Genomic DNA, 21,093 nt, shown 5'->3' with positions numbered 1-21,093 from the left:
AGCCACATTATGAGACAGTCGTGTTCTCAGCGGTACTTTTATCTGCTTCAGAGGTATCGTTAGTCAGTGTCTCATCTGAGAAAGCAGCATCTAAAGCCTGCTGCACCGCATCAATGCGTGTCTGGCAGACTTTATAGGCGTTAATGGACTCTTCGACGATAGTCATTAGGTCGTCAATATTAGGCTCCTCTTGCTGCTGTAAGTTTGCCGCATTGTCTTTTAGGATACGATAGGCCGCTTCAAATGTCTTTGGGGCGGCTTTTTTACGTCTACGAGGGGTAGTGGTCATTTTAGCTCCAAGATTGCAGTGGATAATATTGTAGTTGGTAACATTGTAGTTGGTAGTACAGCAGTTAGTAATAAGGCACTGTAAAAAGGAGTCGCAATAAAAGTTGTGCTACTAGAATGATAGGAAGGGTTGTAGGATAACAAGCGACATTCCGCCATCGTACAAAGCGGCCCAGTAGCCAACAAGTAACGAGACCTATTCAATCCTATTCAATTCAATTCAATTCACTTCAATCCTCAATGTGCACTTTATCCTTAGTCATTGACTCTATAGTAGCTTTGCCTTCACCATCTTTTAGTACAAACTCAACCGACTGATCGGTATGCAATTGAGTGACGCTCGTCAGTATCGCCCCAGACACAGTATCTTTTAGCATGACATAGCCCTGGTTTAGTACTCGTGCAGGATGCTGGAGCAAAATAAGATCACGTAGGTGCTCACAGTGACGCCGACCTTGGGCAATAGTAGATTTAGCTTGGTGCTTTATCTGCGCCTGCTGCGACTGAATAAGCCTTCGTACTTGCCCTATTTGCTGATTGCTAGTGTGCTTAATTTGGCTCATAACACGCGTGCAGTCCTGCTCCGCTTGGCGTATATGATAGCGAGCAGTTTGCTCAATAGTGGCGAACGCATGCCTGCTTTCTTTGTCAATGGCGGTGAGCTGGCTGGCGCTTTGCGCTTGGATTCTGCTAAGCTGGCGCAGGCTGCTTTGCTGAGCCAGATTGATTTGCTGCTGAGCTTGGCTATCGATGATTTGGCGATAACTCAGTACTGAGCTGACTAACGTAGCGAGATGGGCGATGATGGCAGCGATAACTTTGGAAGGTGTATCAAAGCTGGTGTGTGCGACTTCATCCAAGACAACCCTATCGCGCTCGTGACCTATACCAACCCAGACAGGCACAGGCTGCTCAGCAACCAAGGCTGCCAGCTCATAATCATTTAGATAAGCCAAGTCGCCCACAGCGCCGCCCCCACGAATGATGACGATAAGGTCAGGTAGCCGCTGATACTCAGTATTAAAGCACTGCATGGCAGCGACGATAGCCTCGCGAATCTCCTTTGCTGCATGATTGCCCTGAAAGGTGGCGTGATGATAATGAAAATGACACGCTCCCGTACGCTCAAGCCTGTCAGCATCTGCTCGAAAGTCGCCAAGGCCAGCGGCTTTTTCTGGAGCGATCACCAGTACGTGTTCGATATCAAAGGGGGTAGGCAGTTGCGCATTTAGCCGAATTAATCCCTCACCTGTCAGCTTATCAATCATCGCTGCATACTGCTGCGCTAGATCGCCCAAAGTATAACTTGGGTCAATATCTTCGATATTTAATGAAAAACCATACTGCGGATGAAAAGTCGGTCTAATCCTGAGCAACACGGTTAAGTCGCGGGACAAGAGCATGCCAGTCGCGCGCTCAAACTTAGCCAGTACTCGCGCAGCTTTAAAACGCCAAAGGTTGCCTCGGCAGCTGGCGATTACTTTGCCGCTATCGTCTTTTTCGGCCAGTTCAAAATAATAGTGACCATTCTTACTTGATAAGTTGCGAATTTCAGCTTTAACCCAGACGCTATGGTCAAAGGTATGCTTGATAGTCATCTCAACCGCGGACAAAAAGTCACTTAAGCGCAGTACTGTCGATTCAAGGTCGGCGGCCTGCTTTTGCTCAGCAAGTTGGGCCTCTAAAGTGTCTAATTGAGACGCAGGATCTGGTGTGGACTTCGCTGCTGTGGCAGGCTTAGTGGTAAGGTGGTCTAGCTCAGAGAGGTTAGGCTTTCGCATGGTCATGAATTACAATAGAGTAGATGGCAAAAGATAGCATAAAAATGAGAATAAGTGGTCAGTCAATGATTCCAACAATGACAAAATAAATGGCTGCAAAGAGATATCAGTGCAACCATTAAGGGGATAAGGGCATAGCAAGTTGGTACGGTTTGTTATTTTAAATTCTTGTATACTTCTTTGTACTAGCTACTGACAGCGAAAATTAATGGTATATTCATAGTCATCATCGCGCGTGAGATTAGGCGTTTTTGTACCAAATACTGTACCAACGACGGAGCCTACTTGCTCGACCATACGCCCTGTGCGCTCATCTAAGACACCATTGTATTTTACGCTATCCTTTAGGACGATGGGCTTACGGATGCCGCAAGTCTTTTTGGCACTGTTTAGCGCGTTTTGCTGCGCTTGGACTTTAGAATTCCCTAGCCCTGTGGTCTCATAGGTAGAGTTTGCACGCTGCATAACGGGTGCTGTTGGTGTGCTCTGACAAGCAGATAGGCCAAGAGTGCCCGCCAGTATTGCCAATACTGTAAGATACTTTTTATTGTTTAAATTTTTACTATTTAAGCTTTTATAAGTTAACATTAGACGCTCCTCAATCTTAAACAAAATTTCTAACTAATAGTTACTAATCAGTGGTTAATTGGTTATACATTACTGATTAAAAACAGTGGTATTAGGCTACCTTGGATTATAAGGGTAGGGAGGGTATCTTCTACAGTGATATTGTGTGTGTTGTTGCCTAAATGTTGCAACGCTGTCGTAAATATAGCCATACATATCCGGACTAGGCCAAGCTTTGAATAGTGTGAAGTAGAGAAGATTAACAGGGGTAGGCTAGTCCCGCAGTATCGGTAGCGAAATGTGTGCGGTATCGAGTTATAACATATTCACTGAGCTTGAAACTTACTGGGATGCTAATAACCAGCTGACAGCCTGGCCCATGCTGTAGTAAGCTCCGTTATTATTAGGCTCAGTTACTAAACTTAGTTATTTAGCTGAGCTATTTAGTTTAGTTATTTAGCTTAGTTATTTAATTTGCCTTAATTAAGTTGAATATAGGCTTACAGAGGTTATATACAGTCAATCCACTTCAGACTTAACACTTAGTGACTGGGATAAAGTTGTATCAGTGGGTCAGTAGATACTATTTTAAATAGTATTGGCTATAGCTCCCTTATAGATGCTAGCCTATTATAATAGTGGTAAATAGTCTTGATTCCATCAAATAGCCAATAAATAGTGGTGGTTTAGGTTAGATAACAGCTATATGGATAGCTTTATAGCGGTAAATAAGACAATTACCGCCAGTAGTAATCAATAACTCAATGAACAATACAAGTAATAAAGATAGGTAAATAGATAGCATGAGTCAGAAGCAATTAATTAAAGCGCCAGCAGGGGTACTCGAAGTAGAAGCACTGTGGCAGCAAGACAACCCTAATGCCCAAGATGTCGATACCGTAGCGCTGTTGTGTCATCCACATCCTTTATTCCAAGGAACAATGACCAATAAGGTCGTGACGACGATGTACCGCTTCGCCCGTGACAACGGAATGCATGTGGTGCGTTTTAACTTTCGCGGTGTAGGAGCGTCTACTGGTGAGCATGACAATGCGGTTGGCGAGATTACTGATGCATTAACCGTGTTACAATGGATTGCTGATGAGACGCCTGCTCGAAAGCTTTGGCTAGGTGGGTTTTCATTCGGAGGTTATATTGCAGCACGTGCTGCCGAGCAGCTGCTTGTTAGCCCACACATTTGGGGTCTAGAGGACTTTGAATTAATCCGCCTTGCGCTTATTGCACCCTCAGTGGTCAATAATGATGTCAGTGATATAATGCTGCCTACTAAGCGTACTTTTGAGATATTCGGTGATGCCGATGAGGTCATCGATCCTGAGAGTATGCACCAATTTGCCAAGCGTTTAGATATCTCTGTCAAGATCATACCAGGGGCAGGACACTTCTTTCATGGCCGTCTAGGTGAGCTAAAAGATGCTATAGCTGAGTTTAGCAATACACTAACTTAGCTGTACAAGTAGCTAACGCTCGCCGATTATGGCCGACTACAATGGCAACTGCTTTTGAGCTATCTAATTAATTATACCTAATCAATGAGTACCCTTATGCCCAACTCGCATCTCTCCCCATTACAACGCTACGAAAAGGCGATCAATAGTGGCGACTTTACCCGTGACGAGCAGCAGTACCAAGCGATGAGCTATCTGGATGGCATTTATCAAGAGCTCAATAAAAACAGTCAGCAAAAAAAAGGGCTATTTAGTTTTTTGAAGTCTGATCCAGAGCCGCCCAAAGGGCTATATATGTGGGGCGGAGTAGGTCGGGGTAAGACTTGGATGATGGACATGTTTTTTGAGTCTTTGACCATTAGTCGAAAGATGCGTATGCACTTTCACCATTTTATGAAGCGCGTGCACCGCGAATTGAATGAGCTTCAAGGTCAAGCTGACCCTTTAGAGAAAGTCGCAGATACTATATATAATGAAGCGTTGGTTATTTGTTTTGATGAATTCTTTGTCTCCAATGTCTCAGACGCCATGATTTTGGGTGATCTGTTCACCATGTTGTTTAATCGCGGTATTACTTTGGTTGCGACTTCAAATATTGAGCCTGCTGGTCTGTACAAAGATGGTCTGCATCGAGATCGGTTTTTACCTGCTATTAAAGAGGTAGAGCGGCATACCACGGTCATGAGTATTGATTCTGGTATCGACTACCGACTGCGAGTGCTACAGCAAGCTGAGCTTTATAAATACCCTCTGACTAAAGAAAACCATCATTGGCTGGCGAATCGCTTTGCTAGCTTATCGAATAATCAAAAAGTCAGTGAAGCACCTATAGTCATCAATGGCCGTAAGATAGATATTAATGCGCGGACAGAGACTGTATTGTATTGCGATTTTCGTCAATTGTGCATGGAGCCACGCTCAGCAGGAGATTTTATTGAAATTGCTAATAATTTCTCAACGGTACTGGTGGACAATGTGCCGGCGCTAAACGATGATTTTAGGGACCCTACGCGCCGATTTATCTATCTGGTCGATGAGTTTTATGATCGCCGAGTGAAGTTATTGGTGCGCGCAGAGCAGCCTATTATAGAGCTGTACCAAGGACAAAAACTAGCATTTGAGATTGAGCGTACTCGCTCTAGACTGCTGGAGATGCAGTCAGAGGATTATCTCAAGCTTGAACATCGACTAGATGGCGATGCAGAAGGTATGGCGATTTAGTCAGCTTAGCTCATCTCGGTTACATCGACATTTATCACGATTAAAGTAAATGCTTTGATAGCCAGTTTTTAAGATATTTATTTTTTAAGATACCCAGTTTTAAAACCTTAAGTAAGCGTGTAATTTAGTTAATTAGCTTTAATATTGCCCGATCAGCACAAAACATCGCTCATCATTAGGATAAGATTTATGACTCAACCGTTAGACAATGCTACCGACACAGCTGCTGCCTCAATAAGTCAAGAAGGCAGTGATGCAAGCAGTACTGGCTCAGACGTAGAAGCGTCCACAATGAGAACTAGGGTGACGGATGAGCAGCTCATTAACTGGATCAATTCAAGACGCAGTGTAGGCAATCTTAATATACCTGCGCCCACTCATACGCAAATCAAGGCCGCTGTTGAATGTGCGGTTACAGCGCCAGATCATAAAAAGCTACAGCCTTGGCGGTTTATCGTGATTGAAGGCAATGCTCGGCACGAGCTAGGTAGGGCCTTTTTGGCAGCAGCAGAAGCTCAAGCAGCGGCCCAAGGTGAGAGCTTAGATGAAAAGACACGCACTAAGACCTATAATATGCCGCTGCGTGCGCCTACGATCATTACTGTGGTGACTGATATGAAGTGCCATCAGAAAGTGCCACCTTTTGAGCAGCTGCTAAGTACAGGAGCTGCTGTGCAGAATTTGATACTAGCGCTCAAAGCACAGGGATACAGTACGGTGTGGCGAACAGGGCTACTGTGTAACGAGCCTGCTGTGAAGGATTATTTTAAGGTTGGAGTAGATGATTATATTGCGGCATTTGTCTATACTGGCACCAGTGGCTGTGCGATGCCTGATCGTGGACTAATTGAGACAGATAGCCTGTTAACTTTTAAAAATACCACCAGCTAAGTGGATGGGTAATCAGGCGGACCCTTTAAAAATGACTTGAACCGAAAGTCAGCATATTGTCAATCTGTATTTAGATTTGACACAAGGTCGCTGGAATAAATTTGCACTCGCCTCAGTCGTCTTATGGCTTTTAGCCAGTAAATTTATACCAGCTACTCTTTTACGTATCAGTTTTAAATAGGATTAACGATAGAGAGAGAAAATCTCATTAGTAACTTGTAGCTAAGGTTAAATTAACGATTGACAACTACTATTGTATTTATGCCAACTTTAGACTAGTGCGTCATCCACTATAAAGATACGCTGAGCAAATTCAGTTAACAAGGAAGCGCGATTGCTATGAACACTGACCACCTTAAGCCAAATTCAAATCCTGATGCCAGTACCGATTCAAATAATAAAGTGGCTAGCGCAGAGTCTAAGAGCTCTGAGGCCAGCTCATCAGGATTGCTTGCAGGTATTATTGATAAAGCCGCTAAAGCTAGTAAAGAGCGACTCGCGCGCAAAAAGTTTGATCCAAGCCGTGTCGAGGCCGATGTGGCTAAGACTATGGACAAACCGTTAGCAAAGACGCCTGAAACTTTGAGATTGGTCTTTTTAGGTGGGGGCAGCTTTGGTACGGCAATGGCGAATTTGGCTGCCAAAAATGGCTGTGATTCGACCCTTTGGGTACGCAATAAGCGTACCGTTAAGTCGCTGAATAAGAATCGTGTTAACAAAAAGTATTTACCCAGCTATTCCTTGGATGACAGGCTAAAGTTTAGCCATGATCTTAAAGAGGCAGTGTCGGATAAAGATATTATATTTGTGGCGGTTCCTAGCTCAGCCTTTAGAGAGACTCTGAGAAATATCGCACCGCATATTACTGGACAGTGCGTCGTGTCTTTGACCAAAGGCATGGAGAAAGATACCTTCGCTATGATGAGTGATATCATCACCGATGAGCTTCCGGAGGTCAATTTTGGGGTGATGTCTGGTCCCAACCTAGCTGTAGAGATCATGGATAACATGCCATCAGCCACGGTTATTGCCAGTGATTCAGAGCCACTGCGTCATGCTGTTCAAGCGGCGCTACATAGTGCGTTTTTTCGGGTCTTTGCTAGTGATGATGTCCGCGGCGTAGAGTTGGGCGGCGCTCTAAAAAATATCTATGCTATCGCCATGGGAATGGCATCGGCTTATGATGTCGGTGAGAATACCAAAGCAATGCTGCTTACCCGAGCGCTGGCTGAGATGAGCCGATTTGGTGTGGCGGAAGGGGCTAATCCACTTACTTTCTTAGGCCTATCTGGTGTGGGTGATCTCTACGCTACCTGTAGCTCAGAGCTAAGTCGAAACTACCGAGTCGGTAATATGCTGGGTCGCGGTATGAGTATCGAAGCCGCAGTAAAAAAACTTGGTCAGACTGCTGAGGGGGTTAACACTATTCAACAAGTGCATGAAAAAGCCAGTAAAGAGGGCATATATATGCCTATTACTCATGCTCTATACGCTGTCATCTACGAGGATAAAGCGGCTCTCGGTGTGGCGCTTAATCTGATGGAAGCAGGCTTCCGAAGCGATGTCGAGTTTGTTATGCCGCATGACCGTAGCAATGAGTCGTTAAACGCCCAGATGCAAGCAGCCAGCGATAAAAATAGTCAACAAGATAACTAGTCTAGTATTATCCACCATTAGGCGACTGTCACCATGCTGGTACAACTAAGCTATGTTTAATAAGTTGTAAAAATTACCTTCATAAAATAAGAGCATAATACGATGAAAATTATTTTGATGCGCCATGGTCAAGCTGAAGACTATAAACAACCAGATAGCTCGCGTGAGTTGACGGATTTAGGTCATAAGCAGGCGGCGCAGACAGCAGAGTATATATTAGGCAAATATCACCCCGACTTTTTTGTAGTGAGTCCTTATAAGCGTGCACAGCAGACGCTAGCCGCATTGAGTGAGCGCGCTCCCGATACGCCGGTTAGTATTCATGACAATATTACGCCTGCAGATGATGCAAAGATAGCGCTTACTGGTCTTGGTGATGTCACCGCCGAGTGTCTGGTCGTGGTCTGCCACATGTCTATCATTGCACACCTTGCGGCGCTGCTAGCAGGTGACTCTCCAGAGTCCTTTCAGTTGGCCGAAGCTCGAGTGTTTGAGATGGAGATTGTGGCTGCGGACCAAGCCAAAGAGATTGACCGGTTTAGTCCCGAGCAACCCTAACCGGCATTTATTGACCACTCGCCAGACGGGCGTTTGTATTTAAAATAATAACAATAAAATGACGGCGATCATCACTAGATGTGAGCAGATGAATAAAGGCTTACCTTTTAAGGATATAATTTAGTGTTACAGGTTTGGTTAAGGCGTCAGCATAGCCCGCTGCTAGTATGGGATTCAGCATTGAAGACTTGGCAGTCGCATTTAGACTGGCTCCAGTTGCGCGATGCCTTGGGTGAGCAGTCTGTTTGCCTGTACTTTCCTTCTTGGCATATCCAGCAGCTAAGCTCAGAGCTATCTAGTGCGCAGTTAAAACAATTGGGCGTGACAGGCAAGCAATATCTATTTGAAGAGACTTCCTTAACGCCAGCCGATCAACTAAGTATCCGTGAGCTAAATAGTGCCCTTGGCAATCAGCTGTTTGCTGTCTCGCAAAATGACATTGATGCTTGGCAGCAGAGTGCTTTGCTAGGTGGGTTTACTATCAGTGCATTACTGCCAGACTTTTTGTTATTACCTGTGCCGACGGAAGGGGCAGGTCAGCAGCTTAGCTTATATCAAGATTCTCAAACCACGCTTGTGCGTCAGTCTGAAACGCAAGGTATGGCGGCCAGCTATTTGCCGCTTCTTATTGAGCGTTTGCCTCATTTAAGTGAGATTAATGTATTAGCAGTAGCGGATACGGGCACTGATGCCGAAAGCTCACTGACTACTAAAGCTACCATAGACAACTTAACTGACCCTCACCGCGAGATCGATGATAGTAATCTGAGTCAGGTTACTATCCCTGAGGGCGATCTCGATAGTACCCAACTGTCATTGAATAAAGCAGTGACTTCCAAGGATACTTTGCAGACTCAGATTGCCGAAAATCAAGGCGCTCAAGATATTGTCATCACCCAGTTGATGACGCCACCTATGCCAATATCAGCGCCTGAACGTCATGCATTAAACTTCTTCGTCAAGCCTGCAAACTTTAATCTATCACCGTATCTCAAGGTTACCATTATGGTGGCGCTTGCGGCTCTGGTCTTCCAGTTGAGTGCTGATGCTCTACAATGGTATCGATTTAATCAAGCAACTGCCGCTACGAAGCTTGCTACAACGGCGCAATATGACGCTTGGTTTCCTAATGAGCCACTGTCACCTACTAATGATTTGCAAGTTCAATTGCAACCTAAACTTACTAGCGCTGGTACAGCAGGGTCTGAGCACTTGGCCTTATTGTTACGCATCTCACCACTGATCAAGCAGTCTTCGTTGGCTGCGCAGTCGCTAGTTATCGAACCAACGATGCTGAGCTTTACCATTGTTGGCGACAATAGGGATAGCTTAGATAAATTTGCGAACTCTTTGACGGCACAAGGAATCGATGCCAGCTTGGGAAGTGTAAACAATAGCGATCAGGATAAAGTGGCAGGGCAAGTAACTATTAATCTTACTTCCACAACAGATAGCTAATGTGCTAAATGTATCGGCAATAACGATAAAAATAATAAACTCTTAAGTGCTCAACCACAGACAGATGATGACTATGCTAAAAAATCGCTCAGCTCGACGCAAGATCAAATCCCCAAGCCTCGCGAGCGGCTCACCCACATCGGTGTCAGAGACCACTACCCCTTCAGCTGTCGTAGCTGAAAGCACCATACTTAAAAGTTATCATAATGCCCAGCAGCAGATAAGCTCGCGTTGGCACGCTTTGCCTGCACGCGATAAGCTGGCTCTCACTATATTATTGTTATTCTTAATATTGTTTGTAGGGGGTTATGGCGGATACAGTATCCATAGTGCGGCAACTAAAAGCAAAGCTGACTACAATAAAGCCGTATCAGATTACTTTTGGCTACGCTCACAAGCGGGTAATATTGATATTGATGCAAACGCGGCAGCGCAGTTAGATGCTAGCGAGTCACCAACGACGGCAGTGACTACGGTATTGTCGCAAGCAGGTATCAATGAAGCGCAAGTCGTGGCTGCAGGTGAAGGGGTGCAGTTGAGCTTTACTCATGATAGCCAAGCGCTAGTAGGTCGAGTCCTTAATACATTGCAGCAGCAGGGTTGGGCGTTTAGCCGCTTAAGCGTGCAGCAAGATAGTGCTAGCAAACTGCTGCAAGTCCAAGCGACTTTAGTAAGATAGGGGCTAATCTCAAGAGGGCTTCAAGACTACTAGCGGTGTGTCGTATAGGTTGTCAGTATTTAATGTAGACAATATTTAATATAGGCAATGCGCAAGTTTTTTTGGAATTTAGCGTTTTACATTACTCTGATATTACACTTGTCTTACTTCATACCCCCTGTAATTGAAATTCGCTTCTTTCTGTAAGACTGTCCTCTCATGGCCTGTTAACTAAATTTATTAATTATTCTTTATTAAGCGTCAGAGCATAGCTGTATAATGTCTGTACTTACCCTCAAAGGGAGTCGATATGTCATCTAATAACGCAAGTAAAAATAAAGTCACTAATAGCGCCTTTGCTTCGACCACCTCCAAGCAAGCTCTTCAGTCTCAGCACAAAGATGCTCGTGGGTCGTTGTCGATACTATCTGCTGAATCAGCACTGACAACTTATAATCATATCACCTACCTGTTGTACGTAGTTAGCTACTTTACTGCGGGGCTGCTATGGATCGTGCCGATCGTTATGAATTATGTTAAGCGCCGTGACGCTGATGGGTCTTGGTTAGCCACGCACTTTGACTGGCAAATCAAAACCTTCTGGTACAGTATTGTATTTTTTATGTTGGGAGCGGCTTTAAGTATCTTCTCTTTGGGCGGTCTTGGCGTCAGTATATTTGCTGAAAGTGGTCATATAGCTGCAGGGTCATTTGGACTTTTTACTATTGGTCTTATTATTATAGGATTGACCGTAGTCTGGCATTTATACCGTATTGTACGCGGCTGGATTGCTTTAGCGGATAAGCGCCCTGTTCCTTAAGCTTCTAATCTAAAGAAGCTATCGGCTAACTGACGACACGTCCTAACCATTATCGCTGATAAATCTGATAGCTTTGATGACTATGATAGCTACGGACTTCGCTGCAGATGGTTTTAAGATAGATAGCTTTTGGGTCGATAGTCTGATCTGTGGTTATTAATTAAATTGATATACATATTACTGTTATGATTTTGCTCAGCACATTATTTACCTGATATAATTATAGGGTTTTTCTTTGCTGATATTTTATTGACTGAGTTTGTTGTATTAAGTTAATACTTAATCACAGCATCGATAGCAGCCTGCGCTTAATTTAGTGTATCAGCAGCAATTACTTGTCCTTTTCATTCTCCAACTCTAGGTATTCGCCTTCTTATGTCCTACGCCTTGCTTCGCCCTTTTTTGTTTAATATGGATCCAGAACGTGCGCATGACATGACCTTAGCGTTATTAGAAAAAGCCCATAAAGCACGAGCTTTAGGCTTTATCTACGGTCAGCAATCTCTTCCAGTAGAGAGTATGGGCTTAAGGTTCTCAAACCCCGTGGGACTGGCGGCAGGACTAGACAAAAACGGCGACTATATCGATGCCCTAGCTGAGATGGGCTTTGGGTTTATCGAGATTGGTACGGTAACTCCCAAGCCACAAGAGGGTAATGCTAAACCAAGGTTGTTTCGAATTAAGCAGGCAGAGGCCATTATTAATCGAATGGGCTTCAACAACAAAGGCGTTGATCACCTCGTAGAAAATGTTAGACGTTGTCAGTATAAGGGCAATATCGGTATTAATATCGGTAAAAATGCTGTCACTCCAGTAGAGCAAGCTGCGGACGATTATGTCTATTGCTTGGAGCGCGTATACCCCCATGCCTCTTATATCACGATCAATATCTCCTCGCCCAATACCAAGAATCTACGCGATTTGCAAAGCGGAGCCGCACTGACTGGACTACTAAATACAATTAAAGAGCGCCATAGCCAGCTAGCAACTGAATTTGGTTTTTATGTGCCGCTAGTATTGAAAGTAGCCCCTGATTTAGATGACGAACAAATTGATTATATTGCCAAGCAGCTGCTTGACTTTGAGATAGATGGCCTTATTACCACCAATACGACCTTAAGCCGAGTCGGAGTAGAGGATCTACCATTCGGTGATGAGACGGGTGGGTTGTCAGGTCGCCCCGTTAGCCAAAAGAGCACCCAGGTACTGCAAAAATTTGCTGAGCGGCTAGAGAATCAAGTCGCATTGGTCGGTGTAGGGGGGATCGATAGCGGTGATAAAGCTGTGAAAAAGATTCAGGCAGGTGCTGATTTGGTTCAGTTATACTCTGGACTTATCTATAAAGGTCCGGGACTGGTGCAGTCTTGTATTCAAGCTATTGGCGGTTATTACGACGCTTTAGAAGAGTAGGTCACACCTACACGCGACCATCTTGAGCTGGATTAATGCTACTCTTTTTTGGCTCGAATAAAAGGTCTAGGTGGGCGCTTTATGGGTAAAATCACCTTGTTTAATTATCAATTTTCTAGCATCAATAAACCAACATAGTGAGGTAAAAATGAGCGGATTGGATATCGCGATTGCAGTCATTGTGTTGATGGGTTTATGGCGTGGTTTTCAAGCGGGTCTGGTCAAGTCTGTACTTGGTCTGGTGGGCTGGTTTATTGCTTTAGTAGCAGCGACGCGATTAGCCGACTCTGTTGCGCCGCAGATGGCAGGCTTGGTACAAAGTCCTGTGCTACAGATGGCGCTAGCGTTTTTGGCCGTTGTATTGGTGGTCATCGTGATTATGCATCTGCTTGCTTTTGTATTTTCTAGCGCCATTAGAGCGCTTCACCTTAGTTTGGTCGATAAGCTAGCTGGAGCAGTGATCGGTACAGGCAAGCATGTATTGATTGTGCTAGTGATGCTTAGCATGGCAGCACCAATATTGGTGCAGACACCAGTTTGGCAACGTTCTGTACTAGCGCCTGAGCTGATGCCATTTGCCCCGATGGCTAAGACCCTGACTTATGAAGTTATGGGCGTGGCTTGGGATCAGGTTAATACACCGAAGTAATCTACAGATACTTGTCATTGGTGATGACTAAGTAGACTTATTTAGCCCTTTAATGTTTGTAAGTGTTCGTTATTGCTCCAGCGGTAGATAACGATGTGGACAGTACGCTGGCAAGAATTTATTTAACTGTTATTCAATCGTAAGGTAGAGATATGTGTGGAGTCGTTGGAGTTGCAGCGCACGAGCCTGTCAATCAAATTTTGTATGACGCATTGACGATGCTTCAGCACCGTGGTCAAGATGCTGCTGGCATTGTGACACTGCAAGATGGGCGGTTGTATTTGCGAAAAGAGAATGGCATGGTGCGCGATGTTTTTATGACTCGTCATATGCTGCGCTTAATCGGCAAGTTCGGTATAGGCCACGTTCGTTACCCAACTGCGGGAACCTCTAGCAGTGCAGAGGCGCAGCCATTTTATGTCAACTCGCCTTATGGCATCACGCTGGCTCACAATGGTAACTTGACCAATGCCGCAAGTCTGGCAGAGTCTTTATACAAAGAAGATCGCCGTCATCTTAATACTGACTCAGACTCTGAGGTGCTGCTGAATGTCTTGGCGCATGAAATCCAAGATTTGGATAAGACTCATGCCAGTGCTGATGATATCTTTGCTGCCGTGAGCTCGATGTATAAGCGTTTAGAAGGGGCTTATGGTGTCGTAGCACTTATTACGGGTCATGGCTTATTGGCCTTTCGTGATCCTAATGGTATTCGGCCGCTAATATTTGGTGAGCGCTTAGCTGCCAATGGTGGTACCGAATATATGGTAGCCTCTGAGTCGGTAGCATTGACGGGTTCTGGTTTTAGCATTATTCGTGATGTACGCCCAGGTGAGGCGATCTTTATTGACTTGGAGCACAATCTACATACCCAGCAATGTGCTCCAGCTAAAGAATATACCCCTTGTATCTTTGAGTATGTCTATTTTGCGCGGCCAGACTCTATTATGGACAATATCTCTGTGTACAAGTCGCGATTGCGTATGGGCGAGAAACTTGCGCAAAAGATACTGCACGAGTGGGGAGAGGCGCATGATATTGACGTGGTTATCCCCATCCCTGATACGTCACGAACTTCTGCGATGGAGCTGGCGCTCAAGCTGAATATCAAGTACCGTGAAGGTTTTATGAAAAACCGCTATATTGGCCGTACCTTCATTATGCCGGGTCAGCAGCAGCGCAAAAAGTCAGTTCGGCAGAAGCTTAGTGCTGTGCCGTTAGAGTTTAAAGGCAAAAATGTGCTATTGGTTGATGACTCAATAGTGCGTGGGACAACTTGTCACGAGATCATTCAGATGGCCCGCGATGCCGGTGCTGAAAAAGTATTTTTTGCGAGTGCAGCGCCACCAGTTAAGTACCCTAATGTCTACGGTATCGATATGCCGGTACGCAGTGAGTTGATTGCTTCTGGGCATACAGTAGAAGAAGTGCGTGAGATTATCGGTGCGGACCGCTTGATTTTTCAGGATTTAGAAGATCTCATAGATGCGGTAAAAGATACCAAGCATAGCCGAGTAGAAGGCTTTGACTGTGCGGTCTTTAATGGCTGTTATATCACAGGTCAAATCAATGAAGCCTATCTTGACTACTTACAAGAGCAGCGTAGTGATACGGCCAAAGCGGGTAAAAAAGGGGTGCAGGTTGTTGCTGACACGCCGGTGGACATGACCGGTATCGCCGAACAGATATAGTTAGAAGCTAAAACTGCAATGATGAGATATCTCTAAAGCCTCATCATTAAGTATTTATAGTGATGTCAAAGATAAAAGCCATGATCTTTATTAAGGTCATGGCTTTTTTATTATAGCTAATTTAGCTATCAGCAAGCGCTAAATAAACGATAGTCAATCAACTATAAAGCACGCTTGTTTATCGTCATCATATTAATGACTTTAAGATTGCGATTATGGTTGGTTTGCTTGTCATTTCGCAAAGTCGATACCCAGACTTTGCAATCAAGCTAGTCAATTAGAGTATTACTACTACTATCGAAAGTCATCCGCAGAAGATAGCCTCCTAAAATTAACATCCTCAGTAGCAATAAACTACACACACTTAACCAGATGCCATGCATACCAAATAACCAAAACAGTAATGAGCTTAAGGGGAAGAATATTAGTGCTAACAGCAGGGCGGCATTACGGATAGCATAACCCGCAGTAAGTCCAAAAAATATCCCATCAAGCCAGTAGGCACCGACACCGATGATAGGCAGCATGATAGCGTACCAGCGGTAGTCAAATGCTAAGTCTATGACGGGTTGAAGATCTGTCATAAGTGGTAAATAGTAGGGCATGGCTAACCACCAAATACAGCTTAAGAAAAAAGCCAAGACATAGCTTACAATGCCAGTACGCTTAATAATTAAGCGGAACTGCTCCCAGTCTTTGCGTCCTGCAGCCTGACCACTTAAAGTCTCGGCAGCTACTGCGACGCCATCCAAAGCAAGGGCAGAGATAGTTAGTACTTGAAGTAAGATAGTATTGACAGCCAACACCAGATCGCCGCTGAGTGCTGATAACCGAGTCAACCAAGCGAAGCTAACGGTTAGTATAAGGGTGCGAATAAAGATATCTTTATTTAACGAAAATAGCCTAAGCATCTTCGAGCGAGTAAAGGCTTCACTATCTATGGTAAATAAAGCTTTAACAGACACTCGTAAATGCATCTTTGCCAGTGACAGTGCGATGACGAAGCCAATCCAGTAGGCAATGGTCGTGCCCAGAGCCACACCTTTAAGTCCCATGTCTAAACCGAATACGAACCACAACGTCAGGCCAATATTTAAGATCGCAATACCACTTTGCTGATAGAGTAAATAGCGAGTGCGGCCTTGACCGGCAAACCAACCGATAAAGGCAAAGTTCATCAGCTCTGCCATGACGCCCCATAGCCGAACGTCAAGATAAGTCTTGGCAGCAGCGCCACTCGCTGGACTGGCCGCTAACAAGTGCAAGCCAAAATCCACTATCAAAGGCTTTAGTAGCAGCAGCAACCCACCAATGGTAATGGCAAGAATAAGAGCGCGTTGTAAGATAGACAGTAATTTAGGCGCTGCAAGTTGATGTGGTGATAAATGGTACTTATTATTAGCTTTAGTCGAAGCTGAAGCTTTATCTCCTGACTTTGTTGCACTGCCTAGCGCTTGGGCCGATAGCCCTGAAGAAGCGTATTGCAAAAAGTTAAAGCTAACGAGCAGGAGTGTTAATAGCTGAATAGCAAGCCCCATGCCTGCTAAGTTAGCTGCTTTAGGCATATGACCAACGATAGCGGTATCGATAACCCCTTGTAGCGGCATTGCCAGATTGGCAAATAATACAGGCAGCGCGATAGCCACGATATGACGATAGCGATGGTCTAAAGGCGGCGGCGTGGTGCTAGATGATACGGTATTTGGCATAGCAGGCTTCGGCTCTTATCGCGTAATAGATTAGTGGTATCGTCTTAATAAGATCTTCAAAAATTAACTTCACTTCAATAGAAAAGCACCTAATAATAGGTGCTTTTCTAATTTAAAATAATTGTTAACTTAAGACAGCAGTTCTATCTTAAGACTGTTCTTGCTCAAACATCTTAGGGTCATTAAAGGTTACTACTTCTTCCTCAAATTCAGGCTTGACCTTAACCACAAAGTCATCACGCGATAGTCCCATGCGTAGTGGAATTGAGCTGGCGATGTAGACAGAAGAATAAGTACCTGCCAGTAGACCAATAAATAGTGCCACTGAGAACCAGTATAGCCCCTCACCACCCAAGAACATCATAGCTAGAACAACCAGTAATACAGTGGTAATAGTCATGATCGTCCGGCGTAGCGTTTCGGTCAATGATAGATCCAGAATCTGCCGCGGCGAGATACCACGAACTCGGCGGAAGTTCTCACGGATTCGGTCATAGACGACAATGGTATCGTTTAGAGAGTAACCGATCAGAGCTAATACTGCCGCTAATACCGTTAAGTCAAAGGGCCAGCCGAATAGAGCGAAGACACCCACTGTGACAATCGTGTCATGGAATAGCGCTACCACAGCGCCGAGTGCGAGCTTAAACTGAAAGCGCAAGGCGACATAACCAAGCATACAAGTAAGTGCTAAAGCTAAGGCCATGACCGAGTTTAGATAGACTTCATTACCGACTTGGCTACCAATAATATTAACATTGCTAATTTCAGCATTATTATTGGGAAGATCTAAAGCAGCATTTAGCGCTGTGTTAAGACCATCGACACTGTCGGACTGGGGCGGCAGGCGAACCAAAAGCTCTTTTCTAGTACCCAGATACTGAACTACCGCATCATTAAAGCCATTGCTCGCCAAGGCATTAACGACTTCTGTTTGCTCCACAGGTTGCTCGTAAGTGACATCGGTTGAGACCCCGCCGGTAAAGTCTAAGCCTAGATTTAAGCCATTAACAGCGATGGCTATAATACTGCCTATGACCAATAGCAAAGAGAGCAGTGCCATTGGTTTTTCAATCTTCATAAAACCAATGATGCGCTGATTACCAACAGCTTTCAAACCACCTTCGGCGATAGCAGCATCATCTGCTGCGCTATCAGTGTCAATAGACGTGTCACCTGACGTCGATACGGGGGCAGTTAAGTCAGTAGTGGAGCGAGATTTTTTATTAAGTGTCTCGTGGTTGGTCTTTGCGTTGCTGCCTTTGCCATCACGGCGAGGCTTGCTACGACGTCTACGACGACGCTCAGCAGCACTCAGGTTGGCATCACTACTTGGGGTAGTTGGGGTATTATTACCCGTGTTTGGATTGTTTTGTTCAATCGCCATTATAATCTCCTAGCCGATGCTCAACTGTTTGACGGATTTGCGTTTACCGTAGGCAAGCTGCACTAGAGCGCGAGTTACCAAAATAGCAGTAAACAGTGAGCTGACAATACCGATCGCTAGAGTAATAGCAAAGCCTTTAATAGGGCCAGTACCAATAGCGAAGAGGATGAATGCCACCAGTAAAGTCGTAATATTGGCATCAAAAATACTACTAAAGGCGCGATCAAACCCAGCGACAATAGCAGACTTTGGCCTGACGCCATTGGCCAACTCTTCACGAATACGCTCAAATATCAGCACGTTAGCATCTACTGCCATACCGATAGTTAAGACAATACCAGCGATACCTGGAAGGGTAAGAGAAGAGCCTAGAATAGACATGATAGCGACCATGATTATGACGTTAATGGCCAATGCGACGTTAGCAATGAGACCAAATAAGCGATAAAAGATAATCATAAATACGAAGACTAACAGATAGCCGACTTGGGTTGAAAAGAGACCTTTATCGATATTTTCCTGACCAAGTGATGGGCCAATCGTTCGCTCTTCGACGAAATACATCGGTGCGGCTAGGGCGCCTGAGCGAAGTAGCAAGGCAAGCTCAGCTGCCTCAGCGTTACTATCTAGACCAGTGATACGGAATGAAGAACCTAAGACTGCTTGAATATTAGCACGGTTGATCACCTTAGTTTCAGCATATGGTGTGCGTACTTCTACAGTTTCGCCAGTTTGTGGGTCTTGCTCATAGGTGATACGTTGTTTATTTTCAATGAACAGTACCGCCATTTGCTCACCGACTGCTTGACTGGTCGCATTCTGCATCAGCTTACCACCGGCGCTATCTAAGGTAATGTTAACCTCAGGTCGACCATTCTCATCCAAGCTGGTCTGTGCGTTAGTCACTTTATCACCCGTAACGATAGCTTGACGCTCAAGCAGTACTGGAGGGCCATCTAAAGTCTCAAAGGGAAAAGCTTCTGTACCAGCAGGAGGAATACCACCAAAGTAGTCTTCGCTATTCTTAGCCACCATACGGAACTCAAGGTTCGCGGTGCGACCCAATACTCGTTTGGCCTCAGCAGTATCTTGAACGCCAGGTAGCTCTACGACAATACGATTAGCACCTTGTGACTGTACTAGAGCCTCTGCTACGCCCAGCTCATTAATACGATTGCGTAGAGTTGTTAGGTTTTGACCGACAGCATACTGATTTAGCTCGTCAATAGTAGCGTCGTTATAGGTCATCACCAGCGCCGCACCTTGCTGATCCATTGAAGATTGCAAGTTGAAGTTATTGCCCATACTGCTTTGCAATATATTCTGAGCGCGATCTCGAGCATCTGTATCATTAAAATGCAGGATCAGGCCTTTTTGCTCAGCTTTGATGCCTTTAACAGCGATACGCTCAGCTCTAAGCTCACGGCGCACATCGCGGCTAGCACTTTCTAGGCGCTGATTTAAAGCCTTATTCATATCGACTTCAAGCACAAAGCGAACACCACCACGTAAGTCGAGACCGAGCTTCATAGGTTTTGCGCCAAAGTCGCGCAGCCACTGTGGGGTAGTCTGTGCTAAGTTTAGGGCGACGACATAGTCATCTCCCAAGTCTTTTCTAAGGACTTCTTGAGCTCTTAGCTGATCTTCGGCGTTATCCAATCGGACCAATGCACTGTTATCCTCAAAAGTGCCGCCATGATAGTTAATGCCAGCTTCTTTAAGTAATGACTGCGCTTGGGTCAATACACCTTCAGTTAACTGAGTGCCAGCAGATTCACTGGTGATCTGAACCGCATCTTCATCAGGATACAGGTTGGGAAGGGCGTAGAGGCCAGCGAAGAACAGCACCACGACGATAACTAAATATTTCCAAGCGGGATATTGCATAATCACTTCTTCATATTGACTGAGACAAGAGTGGCGAGGGCAGCACAGGGGCGGAGGATAGGCTACTCAGACCTTATCATTCTAAAACCAAAATACATTCTAGAATCAAAAAGTTGGTCACCGTTAGTTCATACCTTAAGGTTAACCATATAAAGTATGAAGAAACAGTGATACCAACTTGGGCTCCGCTAGGCTTTTGCTAATTATCTAGATACTATTATTTAATATCTAAATACTGTCTATTGTGCCAGCTGGCAATACAGACAGTACTGAAGCACGCTGCACCTTGATATCAGTATTGTTGTTGAGACTAACAATGGCGTAATCGCCTTCAAGCTTTTTGATCCGGCCCATAAGACCACCAGCGAAAATCACTTCATTACCTTCCTTCAATGCTTCAATCATCGCACGGTGCTCTTTAGTGCGTTTAGATTGAGGACGAATAATCAAAAAGTAAAAGATAGCAAAGAAGGCGATCGGCAACAATAACTGACCAAATAATGATGCTGGACCTGCTGCCGCTTCTGGAGCCGCATGGGCGGATTGAATTAAAAAGCTCATAGTATTCTCGGGTTGATTCATCAATAAAATATGACGCATAGTAACAAAAATTGCTGCATTTGGTAACTGTTAATAGCAGCGCATAAGTAATTTTATTCGCTAGCTTGTCACTGTTCCCTCTATCATTTAATATGGCTAGGCTAATTGGCATGCTAGAATTGTCAGAGATTATAGCTAACAAGACGGTCAATCTTGTATACTAATGTTACTAGTAAGCTTAGCTTAATACTGCTCGGAGTTTCAGAGCAATATAGGCTATAGCTGATAGGGTTCGGTAGGACCTTATTGATGTAGATACCTGACTTATGTCATTGTCAGGCAGATTTGCTAGCGCTGCTAAAATTATAAATATAATAGAGTGACGAATACCATACACAATTTTATAAGTGTTATGCCTAGTCGTCTTGTATCTTGGTTCAGTGACCTAATATA

18 protein-coding genes are annotated in these 21,093 nt (G+C 44.7%); 11 read left to right on the top strand and 7 right to left on the bottom strand.

The window, feature by feature from the left end; all coding sequences use genetic code 11:
* Window positions 1-7: 7 nt before the first annotated feature.
* The 3 genes from xseB to EGV92_RS09585 all read right to left on the bottom strand — a co-directional run bounded on the left by xseB (window position 8) and on the right by EGV92_RS09585 (window position 2,657).
* A complete protein-coding gene (xseB, locus tag EGV92_RS09595; protein ID WP_131669030.1) occupies window positions 8-289 on the bottom strand; it encodes an exodeoxyribonuclease VII small subunit in 282 nt (93 codons plus the stop codon).
* 229 nt (window positions 290-518) lie between these two features.
* Entirely contained in the window at window positions 519-2,075 is a 1,557-nt protein-coding gene (gene xseA, locus EGV92_RS09590) for an exodeoxyribonuclease VII large subunit (protein WP_341352811.1), read from the bottom strand.
* A gap of 183 nt (window positions 2,076-2,258) precedes the next feature.
* Window positions 2,259-2,657 carry a hypothetical protein gene (locus tag EGV92_RS09585; protein WP_207401776.1) on the bottom strand — a complete coding sequence of 133 codons (399 nt, stop codon included), beginning with the start codon at window positions 2,655-2,657 and terminating at the stop codon, window positions 2,259-2,261.
* Window positions 2,658-3,439: 782 nt separating this feature from the next.
* On the opposite strand from EGV92_RS09585, the gene EGV92_RS09580 reads away from it, so the two are divergent.
* The 11 genes from EGV92_RS09580 to purF all read left to right on the top strand — a co-directional run bounded on the left by EGV92_RS09580 (window position 3,440) and on the right by purF (window position 15,117).
* A complete protein-coding gene (locus EGV92_RS09580) occupies window positions 3,440-4,105 on the top strand; it encodes an alpha/beta hydrolase (protein ID WP_131669029.1) in 666 nt (221 codons plus the stop codon).
* Between the two features lie 96 nt (window positions 4,106-4,201).
* Window positions 4,202-5,326, top strand: coding sequence for a cell division protein ZapE (gene zapE, locus EGV92_RS09575; RefSeq protein ID WP_131669028.1), 1,125 nt, complete (start codon window positions 4,202-4,204; stop codon window positions 5,324-5,326).
* Between the two features lie 291 nt (window positions 5,327-5,617).
* Window positions 5,618-6,217, top strand: coding sequence for a nitroreductase family protein (locus tag EGV92_RS09570; protein WP_131669091.1), 600 nt, complete (start codon window positions 5,618-5,620; stop codon window positions 6,215-6,217).
* A 339-nt stretch (window positions 6,218-6,556) separates the two neighbouring features.
* Window positions 6,557-7,873, top strand: a complete 1,317-nt coding sequence (locus tag EGV92_RS09565; protein ID WP_131669027.1) for an NAD(P)H-dependent glycerol-3-phosphate dehydrogenase — start codon at window positions 6,557-6,559, stop codon at window positions 7,871-7,873.
* Between the two features lie 102 nt (window positions 7,874-7,975).
* Window positions 7,976-8,431, top strand: a complete 456-nt coding sequence (sixA, locus tag EGV92_RS09560) for a phosphohistidine phosphatase SixA (protein ID WP_131669026.1) — start codon at window positions 7,976-7,978, stop codon at window positions 8,429-8,431.
* Window positions 8,432-8,554: 123 nt separating this feature from the next.
* Window positions 8,555-9,889, top strand: coding sequence for a type II secretion system protein GspL (gene gspL / locus EGV92_RS09555; RefSeq protein ID WP_131669025.1), 1,335 nt, complete (start codon window positions 8,555-8,557; stop codon window positions 9,887-9,889).
* Between the two features lie 67 nt (window positions 9,890-9,956).
* Window positions 9,957-10,568, top strand: a complete 612-nt coding sequence (gspM, locus tag EGV92_RS09550; protein WP_165525603.1) for a type II secretion system protein GspM — start codon at window positions 9,957-9,959, stop codon at window positions 10,566-10,568.
* A gap of 289 nt (window positions 10,569-10,857) precedes the next feature.
* Entirely contained in the window at window positions 10,858-11,367 is a 510-nt protein-coding gene (locus EGV92_RS09545) for a DUF4870 family protein (protein ID WP_242678680.1), read from the top strand.
* A gap of 375 nt (window positions 11,368-11,742) precedes the next feature.
* A complete protein-coding gene (locus EGV92_RS09540) occupies window positions 11,743-12,777 on the top strand; it encodes a quinone-dependent dihydroorotate dehydrogenase (protein ID WP_131669023.1) in 1,035 nt (344 codons plus the stop codon).
* 148 nt (window positions 12,778-12,925) lie between these two features.
* Window positions 12,926-13,426, top strand: coding sequence for a CvpA family protein (locus EGV92_RS09535; protein ID WP_131669022.1), 501 nt, complete (start codon window positions 12,926-12,928; stop codon window positions 13,424-13,426).
* Window positions 13,427-13,578: 152 nt separating this feature from the next.
* Window positions 13,579-15,117, top strand: a complete 1,539-nt coding sequence (gene purF / locus EGV92_RS09530) for an amidophosphoribosyltransferase (protein ID WP_131669021.1) — start codon at window positions 13,579-13,581, stop codon at window positions 15,115-15,117.
* Between the two features lie 269 nt (window positions 15,118-15,386).
* Here purF and EGV92_RS09525 read toward each other — a convergent pair whose 3' ends face one another.
* From EGV92_RS09525 to yajC, 4 genes are all read right to left on the bottom strand, one after another.
* Complete coding sequence (locus EGV92_RS09525) at window positions 15,387-16,826, bottom strand: MATE family efflux transporter (RefSeq protein WP_131669020.1); 1,440 nt, start codon at window positions 16,824-16,826, stop codon at window positions 15,387-15,389.
* A gap of 148 nt (window positions 16,827-16,974) precedes the next feature.
* The gene (gene secF, locus EGV92_RS09520; protein ID WP_131669019.1) at window positions 16,975-18,213 is read right to left on the bottom strand and encodes a protein translocase subunit SecF; all 1,239 of its coding nucleotides are present in this window, start codon (window positions 18,211-18,213) and stop codon (window positions 16,975-16,977) included.
* Window positions 18,214-18,222: 9 nt separating this feature from the next.
* A complete protein-coding gene (secD, locus tag EGV92_RS09515) occupies window positions 18,223-20,100 on the bottom strand; it encodes a protein translocase subunit SecD (RefSeq protein ID WP_131669018.1) in 1,878 nt (625 codons plus the stop codon).
* A gap of 228 nt (window positions 20,101-20,328) precedes the next feature.
* Complete coding sequence (gene yajC / locus EGV92_RS09510; RefSeq protein ID WP_131669017.1) at window positions 20,329-20,661, bottom strand: preprotein translocase subunit YajC; 333 nt, start codon at window positions 20,659-20,661, stop codon at window positions 20,329-20,331.
* Window positions 20,662-21,093 lie beyond the last annotated feature (432 nt).

It is taken from the genome of Psychrobacter pygoscelis, assembly GCF_004335015.1.
In the GTDB taxonomy this organism is placed as follows: domain Bacteria; phylum Pseudomonadota; class Gammaproteobacteria; order Pseudomonadales; family Moraxellaceae; genus Psychrobacter; species Psychrobacter pygoscelis.
Note: the sequence above shows the minus strand (reverse complement) of the source record. Positions and strands in the feature narration are given on the sequence as shown.